This window comes from Nonlabens sp. MB-3u-79 (genome assembly GCF_002831625.1).
Lineage (GTDB): Bacteria > Bacteroidota > Bacteroidia > Flavobacteriales > Flavobacteriaceae > Nonlabens.
This window is the reverse complement of the sequence record NZ_CP025116.1, coordinates 357,607-382,406: the sequence shown is the minus strand read 5'-3', so window position 1 is coordinate 382,406 and position 24,800 is coordinate 357,607. Positions and strand designations below refer to the sequence as shown.

Here is a 24,800-nt window from a genome sequence, read left to right as displayed (position 1 = left end):
ACCATTATTATGGCTAGACATAAAGACAACCCAACACAAAAGAAATTTTCAAAAATTTCAATCGGTCTTGCATCTCCAGAATCTATTCTTGCTGAGTCAAGAGGTGAGGTGTTAAAACCAGAAACGATTAACTATCGTACGCACAAACCTGAAAGGGATGGGCTTTTTTGTGAGCGTATATTCGGTCCTGTAAAGGATTATGAATGTGCTTGTGGAAAATATAAACGTATACGTTATAAAGGAATCGTTTGTGACCGATGTGGTGTAGAGGTTACAGAGAAAAAAGTAAGACGTGATCGTATAGGACATATCAATCTTGTTGTGCCAGTGGCCCACATTTGGTATTTCCGTAGTTTGCCAAACAAAATTGGTTACCTACTAGGGCTTCCTTCAAAGAAGCTGGACATGATCATCTATTACGAAAGATATGTGGTGATTCAACCAGGTATCGCAAAGAATGCTGAAGGCGAAGAAGTTCGTAATTTAGATTTCCTTACAGAAGAAGAATACCTAGATATCTTAGATACGCTTCCACCGGAAAACATGTATTTAGAAGATTCAGATCCTAACAAATTCATCGCTAAGATGGGTGCTGAGTGTTTGATCGATTTACTTAAACGTATCGATTTAGATGCGCTATCATATGACCTGAGACACAAAGCAAATAATGAGACGTCTAAACAACGTAAGACTGAAGCTTTAAAACGTCTGCAAGTTGTGGAGGCTCTTAAAGATTCTAATGAGCGACGAGAAAACAAACCAGAATGGATGGTCATGAAAGTGGTTCCAGTAATTCCGCCAGAATTACGTCCATTAGTACCACTTGACGGGGGTCGTTTTGCAACGTCTGATTTAAATGATTTATACCGTCGTGTGATCATACGTAACAACCGTTTGAAGCGATTGATGGAGATTAAAGCTCCTGAGGTTATCCTTCGTAACGAGAAACGTATGTTACAGGAAGCAGTAGATTCACTTCTTGATAATACAAGAAAATCTAGTGCTGTCAAGACCGATTCTAACAGACCATTGAAATCCCTTTCTGATTCCTTAAAAGGAAAGCAAGGACGTTTCCGTCAGAACTTACTTGGTAAGCGTGTAGATTATTCTGCTCGTTCGGTAATTGTTGTTGGACCAGAGCTTAAATTATATGAGTGTGGTATACCTAAGGACATGGCTGCAGAGCTTTATAAGCCTTTTGTTATCCGTAAACTCATTGAGCGCGGTATCGTTAAGACGGTAAAGTCTGCTAAGAAAATTATAGATAAGAAGGAACCAGTGGTTTGGGATATTCTGGAAAACGTTCTAAAAGGACACCCAGTAATGTTGAACCGTGCTCCTACACTTCACAGATTAGGTATACAAGCATTTCAACCTAAACTTATTGAAGGAAAAGCGATCCAGTTACACCCATTAGTATGTACGGCATTTAACGCCGATTTTGATGGTGATCAAATGGCCGTTCACCTTCCGTTAGGTCCTGAAGCAATATTAGAATGTCAGTTATTAATGCTGGCTTCACACAATATTCTGAACCCTGCAAACGGTAGCCCAATTGCGGTACCTTCTCAGGATATGGTATTGGGTCTTTATTATATGACCAAACTTCGTAGATCTGAACCTGGACACATTGTTAAAGGTGAAGGACTTACTTTTTACGGACCTGAAGAATTAGTAATTGCTTTTAATGAAAAGCGTGTAGATATTAATGCTCCTGTAAAATGTAGAATCAATCTTCTTCAAGAAGACGGTTCTTACAAAACTCAGATCATTGAAACTACTGCTGGTCGTGTGATTTTTAATCAAAAGGTGCCGGATGAAGCTGGATACATCAATGAGGTATTAACTAAGAAAGCTCTTAGAGATATTATCGGAGAGATATTAAAGGTTACAGATGTTCCTAGAACAGCTGCTTTCCTTGATGAAATTAAAGATCTAGGTTATGGATTTGCATTTCGTGGTGGATTATCATTCTCTCTTGGAGATATCATGATCCCTGTAGAAAAGCAATCGATGATCGATGCAGCAAACACTAAAGTGGATGCGATACGTGGTAACTACGGTATGGGTCTTATTACCCAAAACGAAAGATATAATCAAGTAATTGATGTGTGGACTGCCACTAACGCGCAGCTTACTGAATTGTCAATGAAAAACATTAGAGAAGACCAACAAGGGTTCAACTCTGTGTTTATGATGCTTGATTCTGGAGCCCGTGGATCTAAAGAACAGATCAGACAGCTTACCGGTATGCGTGGACTTATGGCAAAGCCTAAGAAATCCAATGACGGTGGTGGTGCAATTATTGAAAACCCAATTCTTTCTAACTTTAAAGAAGGACTTTCAATTCTTGAATACTTTATCTCAACTCACGGTGCACGTAAAGGACTTGCAGATACCGCCCTTAAAACGGCAGATGCAGGTTACTTGACACGTCGTTTACACGATGTTGCTCAAGATGTGATCGTAAATCATGAAGATTGTGAAACCTTAAGAGGTATTGAAGTTTCTGCATTGAAGAAGAATGAAGAAGTAATGGAGAAACTGGGAGCGAGAGTTCTAGGTCGAACTGCATTACATGACGTTATTGATCCTGCGACGCAAGAAGTAATTATTGCTGCTGGTGAACTGATCGTAGAAAAAATCGCAGACATCATTGAAGCTTCTGATCTGGAATCAGTAGAAGTAAGATCTGCTCTTACTTGTGAAGCTGCAAAAGGTGTTTGTACTAAATGTTACGGACGTAACCTTGCTACTAACCGTCTTGTTATGAGAGGTGAAGCTGTAGGTGTAATTGCTGCGCAGTCTATTGGAGAACCAGGTACACAACTTACCTTGAGAACTTTCCACGTAGGAGGGGTAGCAGGTAACGTATCTGAAGACAGCTCTATTGTTGCAAAGAATGACGGTATTCTTGAGATTGAAGATCTTAAAACAGTTAAAGGTGAAAACAGTGAAGGCAAACCAGTAGAGGTAGTAATATCTCGTACGGCAGAATCTAAATTGCTACACGAAAAAACTGGAATGCTACTGAATTCAAATAACATCCCTTACGGTTGTGAGCTTTATGTGAAGCGAGGAACTAAGGTTAAAAAAGGAGATCTTCTCGCGAAGTGGGATCCTTTTAACGGTGTTATTATTTCTGAATTTGCAGGTAAGATCAAATTTGAAAATATCATACAAGGTGTTACTTTCCAAGTAGAAAGTGATGAACAAACTGGATATGAGGAGAAAGTAATTTCTGACTCTAGAGATAAGAAATTGATTCCTACGCTGCATATTTTAGACAGTAAAGGAGATAATGTTATTTCTTATAACTTACCAGTAGGTGCTCACTTGATGATCAACGATGATGAAAAGATCAAAGTTGGTAAAGTATTGGTAAAGATTCCACGTAAATCTGCTAAAGCAGGTGATATTACTGGAGGTCTTCCACGTGTAACAGAATTGTTTGAAGCACGTAATCCTTCTAATCCTGCTGTAGTAAGTGAGATTGATGGTGTTGTTTCTTTCGGTAAAATCAAACGTGGTAACCGTGAAATCATCGTGACTTCTAAAACTGATGAAGTGAAGAAATACCTAGTGAAACTATCTAATCAAATTCTTGTACAAGAAAATGATTATGTTAGAGCGGGTATGCCATTATCCGACGGGTCTATTACTCCTAAAGATATTCTTGCAATTAAAGGACCAAGTGCTGTTCAACAGTACTTAGTAAATGAAGTTCAAGAGGTGTACAGATTACAAGGTGTAAAGATTAACGATAAGCACTTTGAAGTTGTAGTTCGTCAAATGATGAGAAAGGTAAGAATCGTTGATTCTGGTGATGGTATGTTCTTAGAGAATCAATTGGTTCACAAGGAAGATTTTATCTTGCAAAACGATAGACTTTATGGTAAGAAAGTAGTTGAAAGTGCTGGAGATTCTGTAAACTTAAAAGAGGGACAAATTATTACTTCTAGAGAGTTAAGAGATGAAAACTCTATATTACGTAGAGAAGATAAAGCTCTTGCAACTGCTCGTGACGTAATGCCTGCAACTGCTGAGCCAGTTCTTCAAGGTATTACTCGTGCATCGCTTCAAACGAAGTCATTCATTAGTGCAGCATCTTTCCAAGAGACGACTAAAGTATTGAACGAGGCTGCAGTAGCAGGTAAAGTAGATACGTTAGAAGGTCTTAAAGAAAATGTAATTGTAGGTCACAGAATACCTGCAGGTACTGGAATGCGTAACTATGAAGATATCATAGTAGGTTCTAAAGAAGAGTTTGAAAAACTTCTTCACCAAAAAGAAGAGCCTAAAGTAAATTATAACTAATAGTAATGGCAAAAGATCAAAATCCTGACCATAAAATCAATATTGAGATTGATGGTGAAGTTGCAGAGGGACAATACAGTAACCTTGCAATCATCAACCATTCGGTTTCTGAATTTGTTGTAGACTTTGTAAATATTATGCCTGGAAACCCTAAGTCAAAGGTGAAGTCCAGAATAATATTAACTCCTCAACACGCTAAGCGACTGGCAAAAGCACTACATGAAAATGTAAGAAAGTTTGAGCAAGCTCATGGAGATATTAAGGATTATGAACAACCGCCCGTTCCTTTAAATTTTGGCCCAACTGGTCAAGCATAATATTAAAGCCTGATGATTTATCATTAGGCTTTTTTTATTTAAAAAATACAATACACCTAAGGCGAAAACATCAAGTAGCACCCCTTTCATACAAGCCCTCTAAGGCCTCAAAGCATTTGTCGTATCAATAGGTCCTCAAGATCGGTTTATGCCTTCGTTCTTGTCTAAAATAGCGTTTCAACCTCTTTCAAAACGCGCTTGGCCCATGCCATCAAATCTAACCACACAAAATGATTTGCCCTGTCGGTATACCTCTAAGTCATAGAATATCTGGACGGTTAACATCAGACCATCAATAAAGCTGTACTTTTATCTATTAATAGATATTAAATCAAGTTTTAATTTTTAGACAGAACTTGTTTGTAATCATCTCTTGCATGAAGAAACTAGTAAGTTGTTTATTATTTTTCGCTTTCGCGAAAGCGGTGACGGCACAACAAGATCCACAGTACAGTCAGTATATGTACAATCCTATAGTGGTGAATCCTGCCTATGCTGGAAATCGAGGAGTGGCAAGTATTGTCGGTCTTCACAGAAGTCAATGGGTAGGACTCGATGGCGCGCCACATACTCAAACCTTGTCTTTTCATACACCTCTTTCCAATAGTCGGGTAGGTATAGGATTGAGTATAGTGAATGATGAAATAGGTCCCTCAGATGAGACTTACGTAGCTGCAGACTTTAGTTATACCCTGCTAGTTGGTGATCAGGCCAGATTGAGTTTTGGAATAAAAGGAGGTATTCATGTTTTAAATGTAGATTATAGAAGGCTCAACCCTTTTGACTTGGGAGATCCTAGACTGTCAGAGAATATAGATAATAAACTTTCGCCTACTCTAGGTCTGGGCTTGTATTACCATACAGAGAAGCTTTATTTGGGATTAAGCAGCCCTAACCTCTTACAGACAGATCACTTTGACGGTACTGAAAACAACCGCAGTACGACTTATATAGCACAAGAACGAATTCACTTATTTGCGACAGCGGGTTATGTGTTTGATTTAAATGAGGATGTCAAGTTCAAGCCAGCTACGATGTTGAAGCTCGTTCAAGGGGCGCCCGTACAAATAGATCTTTCAGCAAATTTTTTATTCAATGATAGGTTAACTTTAGGAGTAGCTTACCGGTGGAGTGCGGCTGTGACAGGTCTTGTAGGGTTTCAGATAAGTGATCAAATGATGATAGGCTTTGCATATGATCGGGAGACGACGGCATTAGGAAATGCTATTTTTAATGACGGTAGCTATGAATTATTCCTAAGATTTGAATTGTTCAATAATTACGAACGTATCATTACACCACGGTTCTTCTAATAATCCATATAGAATTTTAACATGTTTAAAAGACTGATTTTATTTATACTTCTTGTCTCCTGTGTTGCGGGACATGCACAGACATATCAGTTAGAAAAGGGAAATAATAAATACAATGCCTTTGCATTTATCGAGGCTCAAAAGATTTATTTGAAATTAGTTGAGGATGGTTATGTCACCTACGAAATACTGGCAAAACTAGGAGACACTTACTATTTTAATGACGATTTAAAGCAAGCTCATAAATGGTACGCAAAGCTTTTTACACAATTTGAGGATACAGTGACTCCAGCATATTTTTTTAGATATGCGCAAACATTAAAAACAGTGAATAAATACGATGAGTCAGATTTATTCATGGCTAAGTTTAGTAGTTCTAAAGGTTTTGACACCAGATCAAAAATATTAAAAGAAGAACCTAATTACCTTGAAATTATAGAGCTTCAATCGGGTAGGTTTGAAATAAAAAACGCCAAGGAGATCAACTCCTATACAGCTGATTTTGGACCTGCATTTTATACTTCAAACAATCAAGTAGTTTATGCCACAGCGAGGGATTCTGGATCCATAATAAGGGAAAGACACACTTGGAATAACCAACCTTTCTTGCAATTATATACTGCCGATACTGATGAAAATGGTGTATTGAGTAAGCCTAAGCCTATGTCTAGTGTGATCAATACCAAATATCATGAAAGCACCCCTGTCTTTACTTCCGATGGACAGACCATGTATTTTACGCGCAACAATTATGATAATGGCGTGTACCTTCAAGATAAAAAGGGGATTAATAAATTAAAAATATTTAGATCTTATAAGAATAAAGGTACTTGGTCAAAACCAGAACAACTTCCTTTTAATAACGACGAATATTCTGTTGCGCACCCCGCTTTAAGTCCAGATGGCAAACAATTATATTTTTCCAGCGATATGCCTGGAAGTATGGGATATGATCTCGAAAATGAATTTACAAGGTCAGATATTTGGGTGGTAGATATCATGGGAGATGGGTCATTTAGTGCGCCTAGAAACCTTAAAAACATCAATACGCTAGCTAGGGAAACCTTTCCTTTTATTAGTAAAACAAACATCTTGTATTTTTCCTCTTCAGGCCATCAAGGATTAGGAGGATTGGACGTTTTTGCTAGTTCTATAAGTCCTGACGGTAGCACGGGTGAGGTGGTTAACATCGGTAAGCCGATCAACACAACATACGATGATTTTGGTTTTATTGTAAACGATGATACTAAAATAGGATACTTCAGCTCCAACAGACCTGGTGGTTCTGGAGATGATGATATTTATAGATTCCTGCAGTTAGAAGATCTTAGGGCGAAATGTGAAATACTTGTTACGGGCAATATAATTGATAAAAAAATTGGTAATCCTGTTAAAGACGCGACCGTAGTGCTTTTGGATATGGAAAATAATAAGATTGATCGACAAGTTACTAGTGATGATGGAACTTACACTTTTAAATTAGATTGTGATCAACCATATGTCCTACGAGTAGTAAAGGATAACTATACCTCAGACGAAGAGGTTATTGCTACTCCGACAAGTTCGGGGCTTATAGATATTTCTCTAGAAATTGAACTCAATCGCATCCCTGTGGTAGATTGTGACGACATAGGGCCATTACTAGATATTGAGCAAATATATTTTGATTTTGACAAGTTTAATATTAGGGCAGATGCCGCTTATGAGTTGTCTAAAATCAAAGCTTTTATGGAGTTATATCCCCAAGTTAGTGTTGAGATACGCTCTCATACCGATAGTAGAGCGCCAGATCAATACAACGAAGTGCTGTCAGATAGAAGAGCACAAAGCACACGCAACTGGCTGATATCAAAAGGCATTGATGCTTCTCGTTTAACGGCAAAAGGCTACGGGGAAATAAGATTGCTCAATCAGTGTGCTAACGGTGTAGCATGTTCTAGCGAGGAGCATCAATTGAACCGTAGATCAGAGTTTATTGTTTCTGGTTTGGAGAAGTTCAAGGATTGCGATTAATACATTATTAAAAAAGGCCCTTAACTCCAATGCAGGAGAAGCGCCTTTTTTAGTGTGATCATTATTGTTTTTTCCAAACTGATTAAATGAGATGAAAAATAGGAATTGTTCAAATCAAACTAAGGTCATAACCGTCTTAAAAGGCCTTTGTTTTCTATCCAAATCTCAGGATGTAAACTTGGCTAGCTGCTGTTTTTAAAACAACCTATTTAAAGGAATGATGCTCTCTGGAACACGTTAAATTAGTTAATAGAGCGGGACAATGATTACGCCTCTTCATTTGCAGCAGGCTCAAATTCTGAAATGAAATGAAACTTGATACTCGGGTATTTTTGTTGCGTCATTTGCAAGGAAAATGAGGAGTCAGCAAGAAAGACCAACTGTCCTCTTTTATCTATGCATAAAAACTTAGACTTTACTCTTTTAAAGTCAGTAAACTCCTCTGGTTTTGCTACAGATTCGTCTACCCAGCAAGCTTTGTGTACATTGAGGTTTTCATAAGAACACTTTGCTCCATATTCATGTTCCAGTCGGTATTGAATCACTTCAAACTGAAGAGCACCTACCGTACCTATTACTTTGCGACCGTTAAGTTCCAAGGTAAATAGCTGCGCTACACCTTCATCCATAAGCTGGTCGATACCTTTTGCCAGCTGTTTAGACTTCATAGGGTCTGCATTGTTAATATATCTAAAATGCTCTGGTGAAAAGGCGGGAATTCCTTTGTAATGAAGTTCCTCACCTGAGGTAAGCGTGTCGCCTATTTTAAAGTTACCCGTATCGTGCAAGCCTACAATATCTCCAGGGAACGATTCGTCAACTATTTCTTTTTTCTCTGCAAAAAAGGCGTTTGGACTAGAGAATTTTAAATTCTTATCCAACCTTACGTGCTTGTAGGCTTTATTGCGTTCAAATGTACCGCTCACCACCTTTATAAATGCCAGCCTATCTCTATGTCTAGGATCCATATTGGCATGAATTTTAAACACAAAACCGCTGAAATCTTTTTCCTCTGGTTTTACAAGGCGTTCTTCGGCTTTTTTAGGACGAGGGGCAGGAGCGATTTCTATAAAACCGTCCAGTAGTTCCTTTACTCCAAAATTATGCAGCGCACTACCAAAAAATATAGGTTGTAACTCTCCATTTAAATATTCTTGTCTATTAAACTCGGGATAGATGCCATTAACCAGTTCCAGTTCTTCTCTTAAAGTACCAGCAGCTTTTTCTCCTATAAGCTCATCCAGATTGGAGTCGTTTAAATCGTTGATTGCAGTGGTGTCATGAATATCCTTAGAAGAAGCACCCGTAAATAAATTGATATTTTTCTTATGGATGTTATAAATCCCTTTGAGATCATAACCCATTCCTATAGGAAAGCTCAATGGCGTCACTCGCAGTCCCAGTTTTTGCTCTATTTCATCCATAAGATCAAAGGCATCTTTACCTTCACGATCCATTTTATTGATAAAAACGATAATAGGAATTTGGCGCATTCTACATACTTTCACCAGCTTTTCAGTCTGTTCCTCTACACCTTTTGCCACATCTACCACAACGATCACACTGTCTACTGCGGTAAGTGTTCTAAACGTGTCTTCAGCAAAATCTTTGTGTCCAGGAGTATCGAGAATATTAATCTTATTGCCCTTATATTCAAAAGCCAGTACAGAGGTAGCCACAGATATACCCCGCTGACGTTCTATTTCCATAAAATCACTTGCGGCTCCTTTTTTAATCTTATTGCTTTTTACCGCTCCAGCTTCTTGAATAGCTCCACCATATAACAATAGTTTCTCTGTTAGTGTTGTTTTTCCTGCATCTGGATGCGATACAATACCGAAGGTCCTTCTCCTTGCGATCTCTTCTGTAAATTTCATGTGTCTAATTAATCAGGTTGCAAAAATAGAACAATGTATTTACTATAGAATAGAATTTTGCATATCAGGTTGTTAAATCACCGTATTGATGTGGTAATTTGCTTTGTATCTCTTTAAGGTGTTTGTTCTTTTGCTAAAACTACCTTTGAAAGTATGGAGTTCTCTGACTTAAGTAAATGAAGTGCCCTTACAACTGTTGTTTTCTCGCTTTCGCGAAAGCGGAACAACCATCCCACTTTAACAGAGTTCTTTTCAGTAGGTACAATTATTAAAAAACAAAGTTTTAAAAGTCGATCAGTAATGACTAAATTGCTTTTATTATAAGGAGATTCAGACATAGGTTTGTAGACCTTATCATTTGATCCACTTTTAAACAATAAAATATGATTACGCTTAAAGATCTTGCAGCTACACTTGGAGTTTCTGTCTCTACCGTTTCTAAAGCATTAAAGGACAGTCCAGAGATAAGCAAGGATACCATCGCGCGTGTCAAAGAAATTGCAAAAGAACTTAATTACAGACCTAATACACTCGCTTTAAGTCTTAAAAATAGAAAGACTAAAACCATAGGTGTTATTATTCCAGATATATTGAATGCGTTTTTTGCTCGTATACTTTATGGGATTGAGCAAGAATCAACCGCATTAGGGTATAACATCATCACTTGTTTGTCAAATGAATCTTTTGAAAAGGAAAATAACAGCCTCCATTTATTAGCAAACGGCAGTGTAGATGGGTTCATCATGTCCATAGCAGAGGAAACCCAATCTAACGGTGAAGTAAAACACTTAAAAGAAACCATTAATCAAGATGTGCCTATTGTTATGTTTGATCGAGTAGCAAACGATGTAGAATGTGATAAAGTGATTATTGATGATTTTAATGCGGCCTATAAAGGGACAGAGGTTTTGATAAATGAAGGTCGTAAGAAAATTGTTTTGATCAATAGCTTAGGAGGATTAAGCGTAGGTAAACTCAGAGTATTGGGTTATAAAAAAGCATTAGAACAACACGACTCCTACAAAGGGGAAGCCTTAGTTATCAATATAGACAGTAATGAGGCGCTGTTAAATGATCAATTAGAAAAAATATTTACAGAGCATCAAGACATGGACGGACTTCTTTGTATCGATAATGTTTCTGGAATAATGTCTGTCAACATTGCGCAACGTCTAGGAAGAAAAATTCCTAAAGACTTATCTGTTTTAGGATTCAGTTCAGATGAGATTTCGCATCTATCCTACCCACAACTCTCTACAGTAACTCAACATGCCGAGGAGATTGGTCAACAATCGGTACGCATGCTTGTGGAGCGCTTGGAGAATAAAACCAAAGGGCATACGACTACCGCCACTGTGGATTTTACCATCGAACTAAGAGGCACCACCTTACCTAACTAATACTTTATAAGTGCATTTCAAAGAAATAAAGCTGAGCAAAAGCAATATCAGCTGACTCATTTTGTAATGAAAGGTGCTGTTGAACTACTTAGTAAATCTTTAAGGAATCAATTGGTTTCCTTTTGTATTTTTGTTGAATAAATTTTAGAAATTATCGAACAAGTAATATTAGTAAACGAGAACGATGAGCAAGTTGGTCTTATGGAAAAAATTGAAGCGCATGAAAAGGCTTTACTGCACAGGGCGTTTTCTGTTTTTGTAGTAAATGACAAAAATGAAATTATGCTTCAGCAGCGAGCCTTGGGAAAATATCATTCCCCTGGTTTATGGACCAATACCTGTTGCAGCCATCAACGAGAAGGTGAAACTAACATAGCAGCAGGAAAGCGCAGGCTCATGGAAGAAATGGGATTTGTGACAGAGCTTGAAGAACTGTTTCATTTTATTTATATAGCACCTTTTGATAATGGACTTACAGAGCATGAATTTGATCATGTGATGATAGGGCATTTCAACGACGCTCCTCAAATCAACCCAGAAGAAGTTGCTTCTTATAAATGGATGACGGCTCTAGATATCAAAGAAGATATGATACAGCAGCCAGAAATTTATACCGAGTGGTTCAAAATTATTTTTGAAAAATATTATACCCATATATCATGAGATTAACCGCATATAGAAAGGCTCATTTTAATGCTGCTCACCGTTTGCACCGCAAAGATTGGAGTGATGAAAAAAACGCACAAATTTTTGGTTTGTGTAACAACCCTTATTTTCATGGTCATAATTATGATTTAGAAGTAGGTGTTACCGGTGAAGTAGATCCTGAGACGGGATACTTGATTGATCTTAAAATCCTTAAGGACATCATCAAAGAAGAGGTGGAAAATGCCTTTGATCATAAGAACCTGAATGAACAAGTTCCAGAATTTGCCAACCTCAATCCCACGGCAGAAAATATAGCTTTTGTTATTTACAATAAAATCAAGGCAAAACTGGATCCTAAATACGATCTAGAGATCAAGCTCTTTGAAACAGAACGCAATTTTGTAGTTTACAGAGGAGAATAGCATAAAGTATTGCAGTAATTATATTCTTTAAACTTGTTACAAAACTAGAATGCACTTGATGGTGTACCTCTTGTAAGTAGGTGGAATATGATCAAACTGCTCTTATTTAAAAAGCCCAAAGCTTTCTAATGTAGATCTATGTGAATGAATAAGGCTTTTATTCACTATTTTTGCAATAAATTAAAATTATTATGGCAAGTATTAAAGATCTTAAACAAGACATTAATTACGTATTAGGAGATATCATTGAAGCAGCACTTGTTTCTCAAGTAGTAAATCCAGAGAAAACAGCTGAATTTGAAAAAATTGTAGACGACTCCATATCAACTTTTGACGAGTTGATCTCGCGTGTAAACAACCGCAAAGTAGAAAGTCGCAAAGCACATCTTAAAGCAGTAAAAGCTGATTTAGAAACTAAAGGAAAAGGACTTATAGATAGAGTAAACGCTCTATAAGTTACTTTTATAACTTTTAATTAATTCAGACAGTTGTTTTCCATAAACAGTTGTCTGAATTTTTTTTGGCATCTTTTGATAGACACTGTCTAATAAAATAGGATTAGCCTCGCCAGCTTCACTAACTAAAATATAAGGAGCCACTTCTTTTTCTTTATGTAATTGTGCATAGTTGATAGCATACAATACTTTTTTTCTTAAATATTTGTCATAAGCAGTATTGATAGAATCCGATATTGCTAGCGTTCTAGTCTCATCAGTAAGAGATAGGCTTCTTTTTACCAAGTCCGTGTATACTTTATTAAGGCGATCACTATTCTGTTTATATATGGTATAAACATCTTGATTTTTTGATCCTGATATTACCGCATTCTTTACAAATTTATCCCAAGAAGAATTAATGGTCATGGTAGTGTCTTCTGCAAAGAATAATAACTTGTCATTAAATTCGGTTCCGTCTTTTACATCTAGATGCAAGTACATGATTTCTGTTTGATCCAGATCGGTCATTAAGGTATAATTAGAATTCCCATTAAATAGGGCAGAGTCTACATCAATCAAAATAGAATCTTGTAAACGCTGTAGGTAAATCTTACCAACTTTTATACCGTCTACTGTTCCAGAGACAGAGAAATTATTGGAATTAGAATTACTACAAGAGCTCATAAATGTGAGGCCTATAAGAAGGAAAAGCACTTTTTTCATGGTAAAAATTTAATGGTTGCAAATATGCGTCATAAGTTTAACATACGGCAATAAAACTTGCTAGGAAGTGGCTGCTAATTGCATCAACACGGTACACGCAATGGCACCTACGGTTCCGACCACATAACCAAAAACAGCTAGTAAAACTCCAACACTTGTTAATGAAGGATGGAATTCTGCTGCTACCACAGGGGCACTCGCTGCACCACCTACGTTAGCCTGACTTCCCACAGCAAGGAAAAAATAAGGTGCTTTGATTAATTTAGCGACCAGTATTAAAAGTCCTGCATGAATAGCCATCCAGACTAAACCAACACCTAATAACCAAGGGTTATCTACTACCTGCCTGAGGTCCATCTTCATTCCTATGGTTGCGACTAAAATATAGATAAAAATACTTCCTATCCGACTGGCGCCAGTCCCTTCATATTTCTTCAATGGTGTAAAGGAGCATATAATCCCTAAAAGGGTAGCTATAGAAATAAGCCAAAAGAACTGACTGGTTAAGAAACTTAAATAAATATTACCTGCAATAGCTTGATTGCCATCTAATGATGTTGAAATAAAATCAGCTCCAAAATGAGCGATTCCTACAGCTCCAAAACCAACACCTAACATCACCATGATATCTGTAAAAGTAGCTTCCCTTTTTACGCTTTCAGAATATTCAGAGACCTTTTTTTTGAGCTTTTCGATAGAACTGGAATCTGCTCCAAACCATTTGTCAAATTTTGCGCTTGATCCTATTCCTAGAAGTAATAGGGCCATCCATAAGTTAGCAACGACTATATCAACGAGAACCATTCCCCCGTATTTTGATTGATCAAATTGATATACTTCTAGCATGGCAGTCTGATTTGCGCCGCCGCCTATCCAGCTCCCAGCTAAGGTAGAAAGTCCTCGCCATACGGCGCCATAACCTTCACCGCCCACGGTTTCTGGAGAAATAGTACCTATAACTAAGATAGCTATAGGTCCTCCTATAATAATTCCTACAGATCCTGTCAAAAACATAATCAAAGCTTTAGGCCCAAGATTGAAAACCGCTTTTAAATCAATCGAGAGTGTCATGAGTACTAGTGCGGCGGGCAATAAATAACGAGAAGCCATAAAGTATAAAGAGGAGCTTGACTCGGTAACAATACCGTCTGCACCTACACTGGTCCAGTCTGGGGAAATCAAGCCCGTAGAGCTTAAAATAGACGGAATCAAATAGCACATTAAAAGTGCGGGAATGAACTTATAAAAAACAGACCAAAACCCTTTCTTTTGAGATGATGTATAAAAAACCGCAGCCAACGAAATCATTAGTAAACCAAAAACAACGGTATCCTGAGTGATAACGGGCGTGGTGTCTTTTACTGCTTCTACTGCATCTTTAAAAATCATAAGGGAAGGTGTTTAACAGCCGCAAAATACGATTTTATGTGAGGTTGATGGAAATCGTTTCGCTTTCTTAACTGCAGGACAGAAAGACGCGAACGCGATGGGGAATAATGAAAAAGGAATGAACTAAATCAATTCTTTACAAAATCAATTATCAGTTTTACTAATTCACTGCTCAAAGGGAAATTAGGATCTACATAGCTTTTTGAAGCCACAATTTCATCCTCGCCAACTATTTTAAAAACGTGATTCATATGCTCTATAAGTTCTAGTTGAGCATTAGGAACGGCTTTTTTTAATAATACAGCTTCAGAAGGGTCTACCTGTCTGTTTTTTGAGCCATTGATAAGGAGTATAGGGATTTGTAGTTTTTTAATTTCGTCAACAGGCTGGTATTGCATCCAGGATTTCATAAATGGTTGGATTTGTGGGCCTATGACGGTGTATAAATCTCGTTCAATAGCTTCAATAGGTTCTTTAGAGTTTTTTACTTTTTCAAAAGTTGCTGCAGCCACTTTATCCAGGCCAGGGATTTCTTTTGCAATTTGTTGCACTATTAATGCATCTATGGATTGTGCCGCGCCATTAAGTGAGATAAAACCATCTACATCTTTATCTACAGCCAGCATTGCTACTAAAGAACCTTGCCCGTGGCCAGCAATAAAAATCTTAGAAAATCTACTGTCATCTTTGAAGAAAAACACACTTTCTTTGGCATCTATAATATAATCGCCAAAAAGTGTTTTGTCACTGGGTATGCGATTTTTGATTTGGGTTAAAATACGTTTGTCGTATTTATAAGTAGCTATTCCTTTAATAAGAAGGGAGTCGGCGAGTTGCTGGTAGGCGTTACTTCTAGTTCTGCGTTCGTTACCATTGCGATCCATCGCACCTTGATCGCCTATGATGATGACAAGCGGTACTTTTTCAAAAGTATCAGGAATAAGGAGCGTACCCTGAATATTCTCATTGATGTTTACCTCAGTGAGATCTTCGGCAGGTTGTTGCGCTTTACTTTTAGAAAAAGCATCTTGGGCAATACTTGCAAGCGGTAAAAAAAATAAGAGGAATAGAAATTTTTTCATGATTTGATATAGAACTATTTAAAACGTTCAAATCTATGAAATAGGTATGCCAATGTAAAATAAAGTGATCCATTTCAATGGACTGAATTATGGAATAGAAATTAATGATCTAGTCGGAAATATATATTTATAACTCGCCAGTTTTAATGATACTTGGGCTTGTTTTATGGCTGTGTTAAAAGCGCTAGCCGTCTTGAGTGTGTTTTTAGCGTTTAGCAATCTTGTTTCCAGTAGCGCGTTGCATAGAACATTTAAAGCGGCTCATTTCAGGATCTCTTTGTGCACGATGCTTTGTGGAGCGACCTTGAACGCGCTGTCTCCACATTCTAAAGCTGCTTTCTTTCATTTCGTTACGCATGATCTTGATGACTTGACTTTCTGTAACACCAAACTGTGCCTCGATCGCGTCAAAAGGGGTGCGGTCTTCCCAGCCCATTTCTACGATGCGGTCTATTGCGCGTTCATCAAGATTTTTAAGAATATCTTTTGCTTTTGCCATTTTTATACAGTCGTTCTATTTTGCAATGATTACAAATTTCAATTAATTAAGAGAAGTTTTTATAACTGAATTAACAAATAGCTTGTTTAAACTATCAACTCCACACATTTAGTTATGTTAGAATATGTTCTAAGTAAAAAGGTTTCGACTATCGCTCAACCAAGCATTGGAAGGTTTAAATCACTGCATTTTTGGAGTTTAAATTTCTAACAAATTTCATTATAAACTTGTTAGAGAACTTGAACTCATATGCTTATCAATATAATGCAAATTGCATTTAATGAATAGATTTTATCATTATTATTATTAAAAGACTGCCTATTCACACTTCATGGCGCAGGCACGAAATCAACCTGCCCACTGCCTACTGAATCACTTTTCTAAATGTCAAATTAATACGCAAGTCGATGGCTCTTTTTGTTTTAGCGATTTGATGTTTATAGGTATGTTGTGTTTGACCTTTCATAAGTAAAAGGCTGCCATGCTCTAGTAAAAACTTAAATCGCCAGTCTTTATTGGTATGGTGTTTTAAATGAAAGAAGCGTTCTTGTCCTAAGCTAATGGAGGCAATGACTGGGTTTTTACCAAGTTCGGCTTCATTATCGGCATGCCAGCCATTGGAGTCTTGGCCATCGCGGTATTGATTGATGAGGCAAATATTAAAGGTGGTTCCTGCTGCTTTTTCGACATCATCTTTGATCTGTTTTAAAGTATCAGTCCATGCTAATGCTTTAAAATCAATGCCGCTGTAGCCGTATGCGATATCGGGGTCTCCATATAATTGGGTGAGCCTCGGCTCGTCGTGCAGCTTGCCAAACAGCTGTATTTTATTTTGTTTCCACGGGGTTTCTTCTAGTAATGTGGCTTTTAGATGTTCCGCTTTCGCGAAAGCGTAAAAAGCAGCCTCATAACGCACTGTAGCATCTGGGATATCTGGAAATGTGTCTGGAAACAACTTATTATGCATGCATATCAAATTATGAGGTAACTCTAGCAAGATACTACTGCTGTCACGTATCTTGCATACAATTAAAAATAATTTATGTATACTTCTCGCATAACTGGAATGGGTAAATATGTTCCGGAGAACGTTGTCACTAATGACGATCTTTCTAAAATTATGGATACTAATGATGCCTGGATTCAGGAACGCACAGGTATCAAAGAACGTCGTCACATCAAAAAAGGGGATGGTAATTCTACTGCGGTTATGGGCGTTAAAGCTGCTGAGATCGCGCTGGAACGCGCTAATGTTTCCAAAGACGATATAGAATTAATTGTTTTTGCGACCCTGTCACCAGATTATTATTTCCCAGGTTGTGGAGTGCAAGTGCAGGATTTAATGGGTATCCATACCTGTCCAGCACTGGATGTGAGAAATCAATGTAGTGGTTTTATCTACGCACTTTCTGTTGCAGATCAGTTTATAAAAACGGGTATGTATAAAAATGTTTTGGTCATAGGTTCTGAAAACCACAGTGGCGGACTCGATTTTACCACTCGTGGTAGAAATGTGTCGGTTATATTTGGAGATGGAGCAGGAGCAGCGGTAGTTTCAAGATCTGAAAAAGAAGGTCATGGAATACTCTCCACGCATTTACACAGTGAGGGTAAACACGCTTTGGAGTTGTCCTTAAAGGGTCCTTCAACAAATCACTGGGTTCCACAATTAATAGAGGAGAATCCTCAAGAAGACATTCCATATTATCCTTATATGAATGGACAGTTTGTGTTTAAGAATGCAGTCGTTCGTTTTTCTGAAGTAATCATGGAAGGTCTTAAAGCCAATGGTCTTGAAGTAAGTGATATAGATATGCTTGTACCGCACCAAGCTAATTTGCGTATCTCTCAATTTATTCAAAGAAAATTCCAGCTGACTGACGATAAGGTGTATAATAATATCCAGAAATACGGTAATACTACAGCCGCTTCTATTCCTATAGCGCTTTGTGAAGCTTGGGAAGAAGGTAAAGTAAAAGAAGGCGACACGGTTGTTCTTGCTGCTTTTGGCAGTGGATTTACTTGGGCGAGTGCGGTTATAAAATGGTAATACGATCCCATTCATAGGTGCGGACTTAAGTCCGCACCTGTGAATGAATGGTTGATTGGGATTGTGAAACAAAATTTATATGTTGCACCTGTGAATGGGTGGTTGATTGGGATTGTAAAACATAATCTATATGTCGCACCTGTGAATGGTTGATTGGGATTGTAAAACATAATCTATATGTCGCACCTATGAATGGGTGGTGTATTAGGATTGTAAAACATAATCTATATGTCGCACCTGTGAATGGTTGATTGGGATTGTGAAACAAGATCTTAATTCTGCAGTTATGAATGATAGGAAGTGTTACAAAAACAAAACCCCGAGCCTGCAAGCTCGGGATTTCTAAATCGTATAATAACACTAACCATTAATTATGAACTATACGATTATGTTCGTCTTTTAGGAATCTAATTTTAAAACCTAAAAGGCATAAACAGTTGAATTTCTCTTTTTCATAAAAATTCAATAAACCAAATAAATCAGAAGGCTTTATGAAGTCCTTCGTATAGAAGACGATGATTTTCGTATATTGTTACATGTAAAGTCATAAAAGATGTCTAAAAAAACTTTAGTATTAGGAGCATCGCTCAAAGAGGAACGTTATTCTAACGTAGCGATTTATAGATTGCGCAAGTTCAATACAGATACGGTCGCTATTGGAATGCGAGAAGGAATGGTAGACGATGTAAGAATTCACAAAGAGCTTATTCCATTTCAGGGAATCAATACGGTAACACTTTATTTGAATCCTAAAAGACAGAGCGAGTATTACGATTACATCATCAGTCTGCGTCCAGAACGAGTCATTTTTAATCCAGGAACTGAGAACCCAGAATTTTATAAACTTTTAAAGGAGAACAATATTCAAAGCGAAGTGGCTTGTACGTTAGTCTTGTTAGGAACGCATCAATATTGATCTATTCTTGATTGCTAAAAATGGATGCCATGAGCAAGCCTAAAAAGGTAATAAAACCATTGAGAAGCAGTATAAAAAAACCAAATTCAAATTCGAAAAAGTAGTTGGCGGCTGAGCTGATTCCAAATGCTAGAAAAGGGGAAACAATTGCGATAACAGGAGTTGCGTAATGATGTACTTTTAGTTGAGTCAAAATTCCAAAAGCAAATAATCCCAATAACGGGCCATAGGTATATCCTGCAAAGACAAAAAGTTTATTGATCACACTATCGTCCTTGATCACATATTTAAAACTCACAATGACTAGGATCAACAACAGAGAAAATCCTACATGAACCAGCTTACGCATCCAATTTTGTTTCTTCTCTTCATAATTTTGTTCTAGTCGTAAAATATCTACAGAGAAAGAAGTTGTTAAAGAAGTAAGCGCACTGTCTGCACTAGAATATGCTGCTGCGACTAGTCCAAGAATAAAAACGAGTCCAATTCCTATTCCCATATTGCTATCTAGTGCTATGGCAGCAAACAACTTGTCTTTTGTGGCTGTTAAGTGTTCCGCTTTCGCGAAAGCGGTTAATAATACACCCAATCCTAAGAATACAAGATTTACGAAGGTCAACACAATAGTAAACCAAAACATGTTCTTTTGAGCGTCACCAAGACTGCGACAGGTGAGGTTTTTTTGCATCATATCTTGATCCAGTCCTGTCATGACAATAGCGATAAAGGCTCCCGCAAAAAATTGTTTGAAGAAATATTGACCACTTTTCCAGTCGTCAAAAAAGAAGATTTGGGAAAGCTCACTATCAGATATAAAACCTGTAATCTCGCCAATACCGTTAAGATTCAAACTGTCAGAAATATAGTAAATACTTACTCCTACGGCGATCAACATAAACAAAGTCTGTAAGGTATCTGTCCAAACAATAGTTTTGATTCCAGATTTAAAGGTGTACAACCAGATAAGGATTACCGTAAGTGTTACCGTTTGCCAAAACTCCACACCCATACTTTCAAAAACAAATTCTTGCAATACTCCAGCGACTAAATACAGTCTAAAACTGGCGCCTACAACACGAGAAAGAATAAAGAAACTAGAACCGGTGTATTGTGCTGCACTTCCGTATCTATCATGGAGGTAAGAGTAAATCGAAGTGAGATTTATACGGTAATAGAGCGGTAAAAGCACCGTCCCGATCACCAGATATCCTACTATATAACCTAGGACAACCTGAAAGTAATTCATTGCACCTTCTTCTACCGCTCCTGGAACGGAGATAAAAGTTACCCCGCTTAGCGACGCACCTATCATTCCAAAAGCCACAATAAACCAAGGGGAAGAACGATTGCCTCTAAAAAAAGTAGCACTGTCGCTCGTGCGACCTACTATAAAAGATATCGCAACAAGAACAGCAAAATAGCAGGCTATGGTAATGAGGATTTGAGTAGAAGTCAAGGCTCTTAATTTTTGACGCTAAGGTAAGGAAGATGAAGACGAACTTGAACTTGAACTTGAACTTGAATAAAAAATCACTAATGTCCGAGAAAAGATCATAGATCGCTGCGCTCTAAGATTATAGCATATAGATTACACTATAACTAACTGAAAAACAGTAATCATCATTTGATATATTCCTATTCTAAGCGCATTCATTTCATAAATAATGAAGAACGACAAAAGCATGGTGGTTGTATAAATGTTTCTTTTGAAACTCTTCAATGGCAGCATGTTTAATGGTATTGGAAAAAATTTATCGGACACTAATGATAAAAAATAAAAATAAAAGTAAAATGAAGAATACAGGTAAAATAAAAATTAAAAAGACGAAGATGTCAGTTCGAGCGATAGTCGAGAACGATTTAAAATCGATCATTTTATGATTAGACTAAATACTTCATGGCTCATTGAGCAAATTTTAGCACAAGTTTCTTTCTAGCCTTTTCTAACATCAAAAATTCTCAGTCGAACTATAGTCGAAATCCCGGCTTAAAGGAAATGCTTAACGTACATATACTCGAAACCTTTTAAATAGCACAGAGTCTATAAATATAGAGACGTTTTCGGCACTTCGGTGGGCTCTCGCTCCAACTAACAATAGATGGATGATATGGATTAGGAACTTCGAACTTGAAAACACATAATTTTCTTAAGGTACAGGATCATAACCTTTGCCACCTAATGGATGACAACTAAAAATACGTTTTAGGGCCAGCCAGCCGCCCTTAAAAGCACCGTGTTTGAGGAGTGCTTCTTTAGAATATTGAGAACAAGTAGGTGAGTATCTGCAGCTTGCAGGTGTAAAAGGTGATATCACCGACTGATAAAACCTGATGATCAACAAAAATGGGTAGGCCAGTATTTTTTTCATAAATGTTGAAAAAATTGTTTTCGACTTGATTCTAATTTACTTGTTTAAATGAATCCAGGATCTTAATTATCTGTCCGACAGAATAAATTCCGCCGCTACGAATGAACTGTGTCGCCTACGGCCTTCTTTTATATAACCGAATGAATTCGGTTGGTTTCCAGGATGCCATTAATCTATTAATATATCATCATCACCTTATGGCAGAATAAATTGCGCCGCTACGAATGAACTGTGGCGCCTGCGGCCTTCTTTTATATAACCGAATGAATTCGGTTGGTTTCCAGGATGCCATTAATCTATTAATATATCATCATCACCTTATGGCGGAATAAATTGCGCCGCTACGAATGAACTGTGGCGCCTGCGGCCTTCTTTTATATAACCGAATGAATTCGGTTGGTTTCCAGGATGCCATTAATCTATTAATATATCATCATCACCATATGGCGGAATAAATTTCGCCGCTAAGAATGAATGCTGTCGCCTGCGGCCTTCTTTTATATAACCGAATGAATTCGGTTAGTTTCTAGCATTGTCATCCTTAAAAATTTGTCCTGATACAGCTATGAATGATACTAATTACTTGTTCAAATTTAGTAGGACCTCCATAATCTTTCTCAAAAGAAATAATAATAAACTTTTATTTATTCAGCTTTTTTTCAAACTTACAAAACTCAGAACTCAGCAATTATTCCAGACTATAAATAGTCCCATCAGCACCATCCTTTAATTGGATTCCAGCAGCAGTGAGCTCGTCTCTTATTTTATCGCTGGTGCTCCAGTCTTTATTAGCTCTTGCGGTAGCTCTTAAGTCAATAATAAGCTTCATGGCTCCGTCCAACCCTTTGTTTAAGGAACTACTTCCTTCTTCCTTTGCATTTTGTAATCCCAAAACATCAAAGTAAAAGCCATTCATTGTTTCTTGAAGCTCCTTGAGATCGCTTGTAGTAATCGTTGCATTTCCATCCTGGATAGAATGAATCATTTTTACAGCATCAAAAAGCTCTGCAATAAGAATAGGGGTGTTGAAATCGTCATTCATCGCAGCATAACATTTTGCTTTCCATGAAGAGATATCAATAGAAGAGGTTTTAGAAACAGACAGATTCTCCATTACTTTCATAGCTTCTGTAAGTCGGTTAAAACCTTTTTCGGCAGCTAGAATAGCGTCATTACTAAAGTCTAAAATAGATCTATAATGCGCCTGCATCATAAAGAAACGCACAACGCTAGGAGCAAAAGCTTTTTGCATAAAATCATTATCTCCTGTAAAAAGCTCTACTGGTAAAATGCTATTTCCGGTAGATTTAGACATTTTCTGACCATTAAGAGTCAGCATATTGGCATGCATCCAGTAATTGACAGGACTGTGTCCGTGAGCAGCTTCTCCTTGAGCGATTTCGCACTCGTGGTGTGGGAATTTGAGGTCCATACCGCCACCGTGTATATCAAAAGTTTCCCCAAGATATTTGGAGCTCATCACCGTACATTCTAAATGCCATCCTGGAAAACCATCGCCCCAAGGACTAGGCCATCTCATGATGTGTTGGGGGCTCGCTTTTTTCCACAGCGCAAAGTCGGCGGGATTTGCTTTATCGCTTTGTGCAGCCAGTTCTCGAGAATTGGCCATCATGTCTTCTAGGTTGCGACCGCTCAGTTTACCGTAGTGATGATCTTCATTAAATTTTACTACATCAAAATAAATAGAGCCGTTCTTTTCATATGCATATCCATTTTGCAAAATGGTTTTTATGATCTCGATTTGCTCTACAATATGACCAGTAGCTGTAGGTTCAATACTAGGTGGAAATGCATTGAACTGACTCATAACCGTATGAAAGTCCAGCGTGTATTGCTGCACCACTTCCATAGGCTCGATTTTTTCAAGTCTGGCTTTTTTAGAAATCTTATCCTCTCCTTCATCAGAATCGTCAGTAAGGTGTCCGGCATCTGTGATATTACGCACATAACGTACTTTATATCCCAAATGTTTTAGGTACCTAAATATCATGTCAAAACTGATAAACGTGCGGCAGTTTCCTAAATGCACATTGCTGTAAACCGTAGGTCCACAAACGTACATTCCTATGCGTCCCTCAACAATAGAGGTAAAAACTTCCTTTTCTCCTTTTATAGAGTTGTAGATTTTCAGTTCATTATCTTGATATCTAGCCATGGTTTAATTTTGTAGTATGCTATGTATTGGTTTCATTTGTTGGTAATGATCTCGCTTTCGCGAAAGCGGAACTACCTTCTATCTCCTTCAAAAATAGAGTTTAAAAACTCCGTGTAGCAAACTGCTGGTTGAGATTTTGCTATTTTACAAAGATGGAGAGTAGAAATCTAGAATTTAGTCTTCATCTGTATGTAATCGAGAAATTCTCTTTTTACAATCGGGTCCTTAAATTTACCGCCAAATTCTCCAGTCACCGTGCTGCTATCGATATCTCTGATACCACGACTGTTGACGCACAAGTGCTTTGCATCAATAATACAGGCTACATCTTCTGTATTCATTACTTTTTGCAATTCACGTACGATCTGAATGTTTAAACGTTCCTGAACTTGAGGGCGTTTTGCATAATAATCTACGATGCGATTCATCTTTGAAAGTCCAACCACGCTACCGTTAGAAATATAAGCTACGTGTGCTCGACCTACTATAGGCAGCAAATGATGTTCACAGGTGGAGTAAACAACAATATCTTTTTCTACCAGCATTTCATTGTACTTGTACTTATTTTCAAAAGTACTGGCATTAGGTTTTTTATCGGGACGTAAACCGCCAAAAACCTCGTTGACAAACATTTTTGCCACTCGATTAGGTGTTCCCTTTAGACTGTCGTCTGTCATGTCCATCCCTAGAGTTTCTAGAATGTGATGAACGTCTTTTTTTATAGACTCGATTTTATCAGCATCGCTTAATTCAAATGCATCTGAACGTAAAGGAGTTTGCTCGTTAGAAGAGAGGTGATCGTTATCTTCTATATTTTCTATGATATCTTCAATTTTCATATAAGGACTACGA

Annotated in this window: 21 protein-coding genes; 10 read left to right on the top strand and 11 right to left on the bottom strand. The window is 37.6% G+C overall.

Going from position 1 to position 24,800, the window contains the following annotated elements; genetic code table 11:
- Positions 1–9 precede the first annotated feature (9 nt).
- The 4 genes from rpoC to CW736_RS01710 all read left to right on the top strand — a co-directional run bounded on the left by rpoC (position 10) and on the right by CW736_RS01710 (position 7,960).
- Complete coding sequence (gene rpoC / locus CW736_RS01725; protein ID WP_101012274.1) at positions 10–4,317, top strand: DNA-directed RNA polymerase subunit beta'; 4,308 nt, start codon at positions 10–12, stop codon at positions 4,315–4,317.
- A gap of 5 nt (positions 4,318–4,322) precedes the next feature.
- Entirely contained in the window at positions 4,323–4,634 is a 312-nt protein-coding gene (locus CW736_RS01720; protein ID WP_101012273.1) for a DUF3467 domain-containing protein, read from the top strand.
- Between the two features lie 377 nt (positions 4,635–5,011).
- Positions 5,012–5,947 carry a type IX secretion system membrane protein PorP/SprF gene (locus tag CW736_RS01715; RefSeq protein ID WP_101012272.1) on the top strand — a complete coding sequence of 312 codons (936 nt, stop codon included), beginning with the start codon at positions 5,012–5,014 and terminating at the stop codon, positions 5,945–5,947.
- A gap of 21 nt (positions 5,948–5,968) precedes the next feature.
- On the top strand, positions 5,969–7,960 hold the full coding sequence (locus CW736_RS01710; RefSeq protein WP_101012271.1) for an OmpA family protein: 1,992 nt from the start codon (positions 5,969–5,971) through the stop codon (positions 7,958–7,960).
- Between the two features lie 266 nt (positions 7,961–8,226).
- On the opposite strand, the gene CW736_RS01705 is transcribed toward CW736_RS01710, so the two are convergent.
- Together CW736_RS01705 and CW736_RS01700 are read right to left on the bottom strand one after the other, a co-directional pair.
- Entirely contained in the window at positions 8,227–9,837 is a 1,611-nt protein-coding gene (locus tag CW736_RS01705) for a peptide chain release factor 3 (RefSeq protein ID WP_101012270.1), read from the bottom strand.
- Positions 9,838–9,950: 113 nt separating this feature from the next.
- Complete coding sequence (locus CW736_RS01700; RefSeq protein ID WP_157810860.1) at positions 9,951–10,175, bottom strand: hypothetical protein; 225 nt, start codon at positions 10,173–10,175, stop codon at positions 9,951–9,953.
- Positions 10,176–10,220: 45 nt separating this feature from the next.
- On the opposite strand from CW736_RS01700, the gene CW736_RS01695 reads away from it, so the two are divergent.
- The 4 genes from CW736_RS01695 (at position 10,221) to CW736_RS01680 (ending at position 12,762) form a co-directional block, all read left to right on the top strand.
- A complete protein-coding gene (locus CW736_RS01695) occupies positions 10,221–11,237 on the top strand; it encodes a LacI family DNA-binding transcriptional regulator (protein ID WP_101012268.1) in 1,017 nt (338 codons plus the stop codon).
- Between the two features lie 150 nt (positions 11,238–11,387).
- On the top strand, positions 11,388–11,900 hold the full coding sequence (gene idi / locus CW736_RS01690) for an isopentenyl-diphosphate Delta-isomerase (RefSeq protein ID WP_198519362.1): 513 nt from the start codon (positions 11,388–11,390) through the stop codon (positions 11,898–11,900).
- On the top strand, positions 11,897–12,307 hold the full coding sequence (locus tag CW736_RS01685) for a 6-pyruvoyl trahydropterin synthase family protein (RefSeq protein WP_101012266.1): 411 nt from the start codon (positions 11,897–11,899) through the stop codon (positions 12,305–12,307). Before idi ends, CW736_RS01685 begins: the two co-directional genes overlap by 4 nt.
- A 191-nt stretch (positions 12,308–12,498) precedes the next feature.
- Positions 12,499–12,762, top strand: a complete 264-nt coding sequence (locus CW736_RS01680) for a hypothetical protein (RefSeq protein WP_101012265.1) — start codon at positions 12,499–12,501, stop codon at positions 12,760–12,762.
- Here the strand turns inward: CW736_RS01680 and CW736_RS01675 are convergent.
- The 5 genes from CW736_RS01675 to CW736_RS01655 all read right to left on the bottom strand — a co-directional run bounded on the left by CW736_RS01675 (position 12,757) and on the right by CW736_RS01655 (position 17,404).
- Positions 12,757–13,467, bottom strand: a complete 711-nt coding sequence (locus tag CW736_RS01675; protein ID WP_101012264.1) for a DUF4369 domain-containing protein — start codon at positions 13,465–13,467, stop codon at positions 12,757–12,759. The genes CW736_RS01680 and CW736_RS01675 overlap by 6 nt on opposite strands.
- A gap of 60 nt (positions 13,468–13,527) precedes the next feature.
- The gene (locus CW736_RS01670; protein WP_101012263.1) at positions 13,528–14,856 is read right to left on the bottom strand and encodes a DUF819 domain-containing protein; all 1,329 of its coding nucleotides are present in this window, start codon (positions 14,854–14,856) and stop codon (positions 13,528–13,530) included.
- A 128-nt stretch (positions 14,857–14,984) separates the two neighbouring features.
- Positions 14,985–15,938, bottom strand: coding sequence for a serine aminopeptidase domain-containing protein (locus CW736_RS01665; protein ID WP_101012262.1), 954 nt, complete (start codon positions 15,936–15,938; stop codon positions 14,985–14,987).
- 205 nt (positions 15,939–16,143) lie between these two features.
- The gene (locus CW736_RS01660) at positions 16,144–16,437 is read right to left on the bottom strand and encodes a TIGR03643 family protein (protein WP_101012261.1); all 294 of its coding nucleotides are present in this window, start codon (positions 16,435–16,437) and stop codon (positions 16,144–16,146) included.
- Between the two features lie 364 nt (positions 16,438–16,801).
- Positions 16,802–17,404 carry an alpha-ketoglutarate-dependent dioxygenase AlkB family protein gene (locus tag CW736_RS01655; RefSeq protein WP_101012260.1) on the bottom strand — a complete coding sequence of 201 codons (603 nt, stop codon included), beginning with the start codon at positions 17,402–17,404 and terminating at the stop codon, positions 16,802–16,804.
- A 75-nt stretch (positions 17,405–17,479) separates the two neighbouring features.
- On the opposite strand from CW736_RS01655, the gene CW736_RS01650 reads away from it, so the two are divergent.
- A complete protein-coding gene (locus CW736_RS01650; protein ID WP_101012259.1) occupies positions 17,480–18,487 on the top strand; it encodes a 3-oxoacyl-ACP synthase III family protein in 1,008 nt (335 codons plus the stop codon).
- 553 nt (positions 18,488–19,040) lie between these two features.
- On the top strand, positions 19,041–19,403 hold the full coding sequence (locus CW736_RS01645) for a CoA-binding protein (RefSeq protein ID WP_101012258.1): 363 nt from the start codon (positions 19,041–19,043) through the stop codon (positions 19,401–19,403).
- Position 19,404: 1 nt separating this feature from the next.
- Here CW736_RS01645 and CW736_RS01640 read toward each other — a convergent pair whose 3' ends face one another.
- From CW736_RS01640 to folE, 4 genes are all read right to left on the bottom strand, one after another.
- Complete coding sequence (locus CW736_RS01640; RefSeq protein WP_101012257.1) at positions 19,405–20,859, bottom strand: sodium:solute symporter; 1,455 nt, start codon at positions 20,857–20,859, stop codon at positions 19,405–19,407.
- A 691-nt stretch (positions 20,860–21,550) separates the two neighbouring features.
- Positions 21,551–21,772, bottom strand: coding sequence for a membrane protein insertion efficiency factor YidD (gene yidD, locus CW736_RS01635; protein ID WP_101012256.1), 222 nt, complete (start codon positions 21,770–21,772; stop codon positions 21,551–21,553).
- A 688-nt stretch (positions 21,773–22,460) separates the two neighbouring features.
- Positions 22,461–23,948: a cysteine--tRNA ligase gene (cysS, locus tag CW736_RS01630; RefSeq protein WP_101012255.1), complete on the bottom strand. Its 1,488-nt coding sequence runs from the start codon at positions 23,946–23,948 to the stop codon at positions 22,461–22,463.
- Positions 23,949–24,115: 167 nt separating this feature from the next.
- Entirely contained in the window at positions 24,116–24,787 is a 672-nt protein-coding gene (gene folE, locus CW736_RS01625; RefSeq protein ID WP_101014987.1) for a GTP cyclohydrolase I FolE, read from the bottom strand.
- Positions 24,788–24,800 lie beyond the last annotated feature (13 nt).

Coding starts and splice junctions, on each gene's coding strand:
- rpoC (WP_101012274.1), top strand. CDS start 10: ATGGCTAGACATAAAGACAACCCAACACAAAAGAAATTTTCAAAAATT.
- CW736_RS01720 (WP_101012273.1), top strand. CDS start 4,323: ATGGCAAAAGATCAAAATCCTGACCATAAAATCAATATTGAGATTGAT.
- CW736_RS01715 (WP_101012272.1), top strand. CDS start 5,012: ATGAAGAAACTAGTAAGTTGTTTATTATTTTTCGCTTTCGCGAAAGCG.
- CW736_RS01710 (WP_101012271.1), top strand. CDS start 5,969: ATGTTTAAAAGACTGATTTTATTTATACTTCTTGTCTCCTGTGTTGCG.
- CW736_RS01705 (WP_101012270.1), bottom strand. CDS start 9,837: ATGAAATTTACAGAAGAGATCGCAAGGAGAAGGACCTTCGGTATTGTA.
- CW736_RS01700 (WP_157810860.1), bottom strand. CDS start 10,175: ATGTCTGAATCTCCTTATAATAAAAGCAATTTAGTCATTACTGATCGA.
- CW736_RS01695 (WP_101012268.1), top strand. CDS start 10,221: ATGATTACGCTTAAAGATCTTGCAGCTACACTTGGAGTTTCTGTCTCT.
- CW736_RS01685 (WP_101012266.1), top strand. CDS start 11,897: ATGAGATTAACCGCATATAGAAAGGCTCATTTTAATGCTGCTCACCGT.
- CW736_RS01680 (WP_101012265.1), top strand. CDS start 12,499: ATGGCAAGTATTAAAGATCTTAAACAAGACATTAATTACGTATTAGGA.
- CW736_RS01675 (WP_101012264.1), bottom strand. CDS start 13,467: ATGAAAAAAGTGCTTTTCCTTCTTATAGGCCTCACATTTATGAGCTCT.
- CW736_RS01670 (WP_101012263.1), bottom strand. CDS start 14,856: ATGATTTTTAAAGATGCAGTAGAAGCAGTAAAAGACACCACGCCCGTT.
- CW736_RS01665 (WP_101012262.1), bottom strand. CDS start 15,938: ATGAAAAAATTTCTATTCCTCTTATTTTTTTTACCGCTTGCAAGTATT.
- CW736_RS01660 (WP_101012261.1), bottom strand. CDS start 16,437: ATGGCAAAAGCAAAAGATATTCTTAAAAATCTTGATGAACGCGCAATA.
- CW736_RS01655 (WP_101012260.1), bottom strand. CDS start 17,404: ATGCATAATAAGTTGTTTCCAGACACATTTCCAGATATCCCAGATGCT.
- CW736_RS01650 (WP_101012259.1), top strand. CDS start 17,480: ATGTATACTTCTCGCATAACTGGAATGGGTAAATATGTTCCGGAGAAC.
- CW736_RS01645 (WP_101012258.1), top strand. CDS start 19,041: ATGTCTAAAAAAACTTTAGTATTAGGAGCATCGCTCAAAGAGGAACGT.
- yidD (WP_101012256.1), bottom strand. CDS start 21,772: ATGAAAAAAATACTGGCCTACCCATTTTTGTTGATCATCAGGTTTTAT.
- cysS (WP_101012255.1), bottom strand. CDS start 23,948: ATGGCTAGATATCAAGATAATGAACTGAAAATCTACAACTCTATAAAA.
- folE (WP_101014987.1), bottom strand. CDS start 24,787: ATGAAAATTGAAGATATCATAGAAAATATAGAAGATAACGATCACCTC.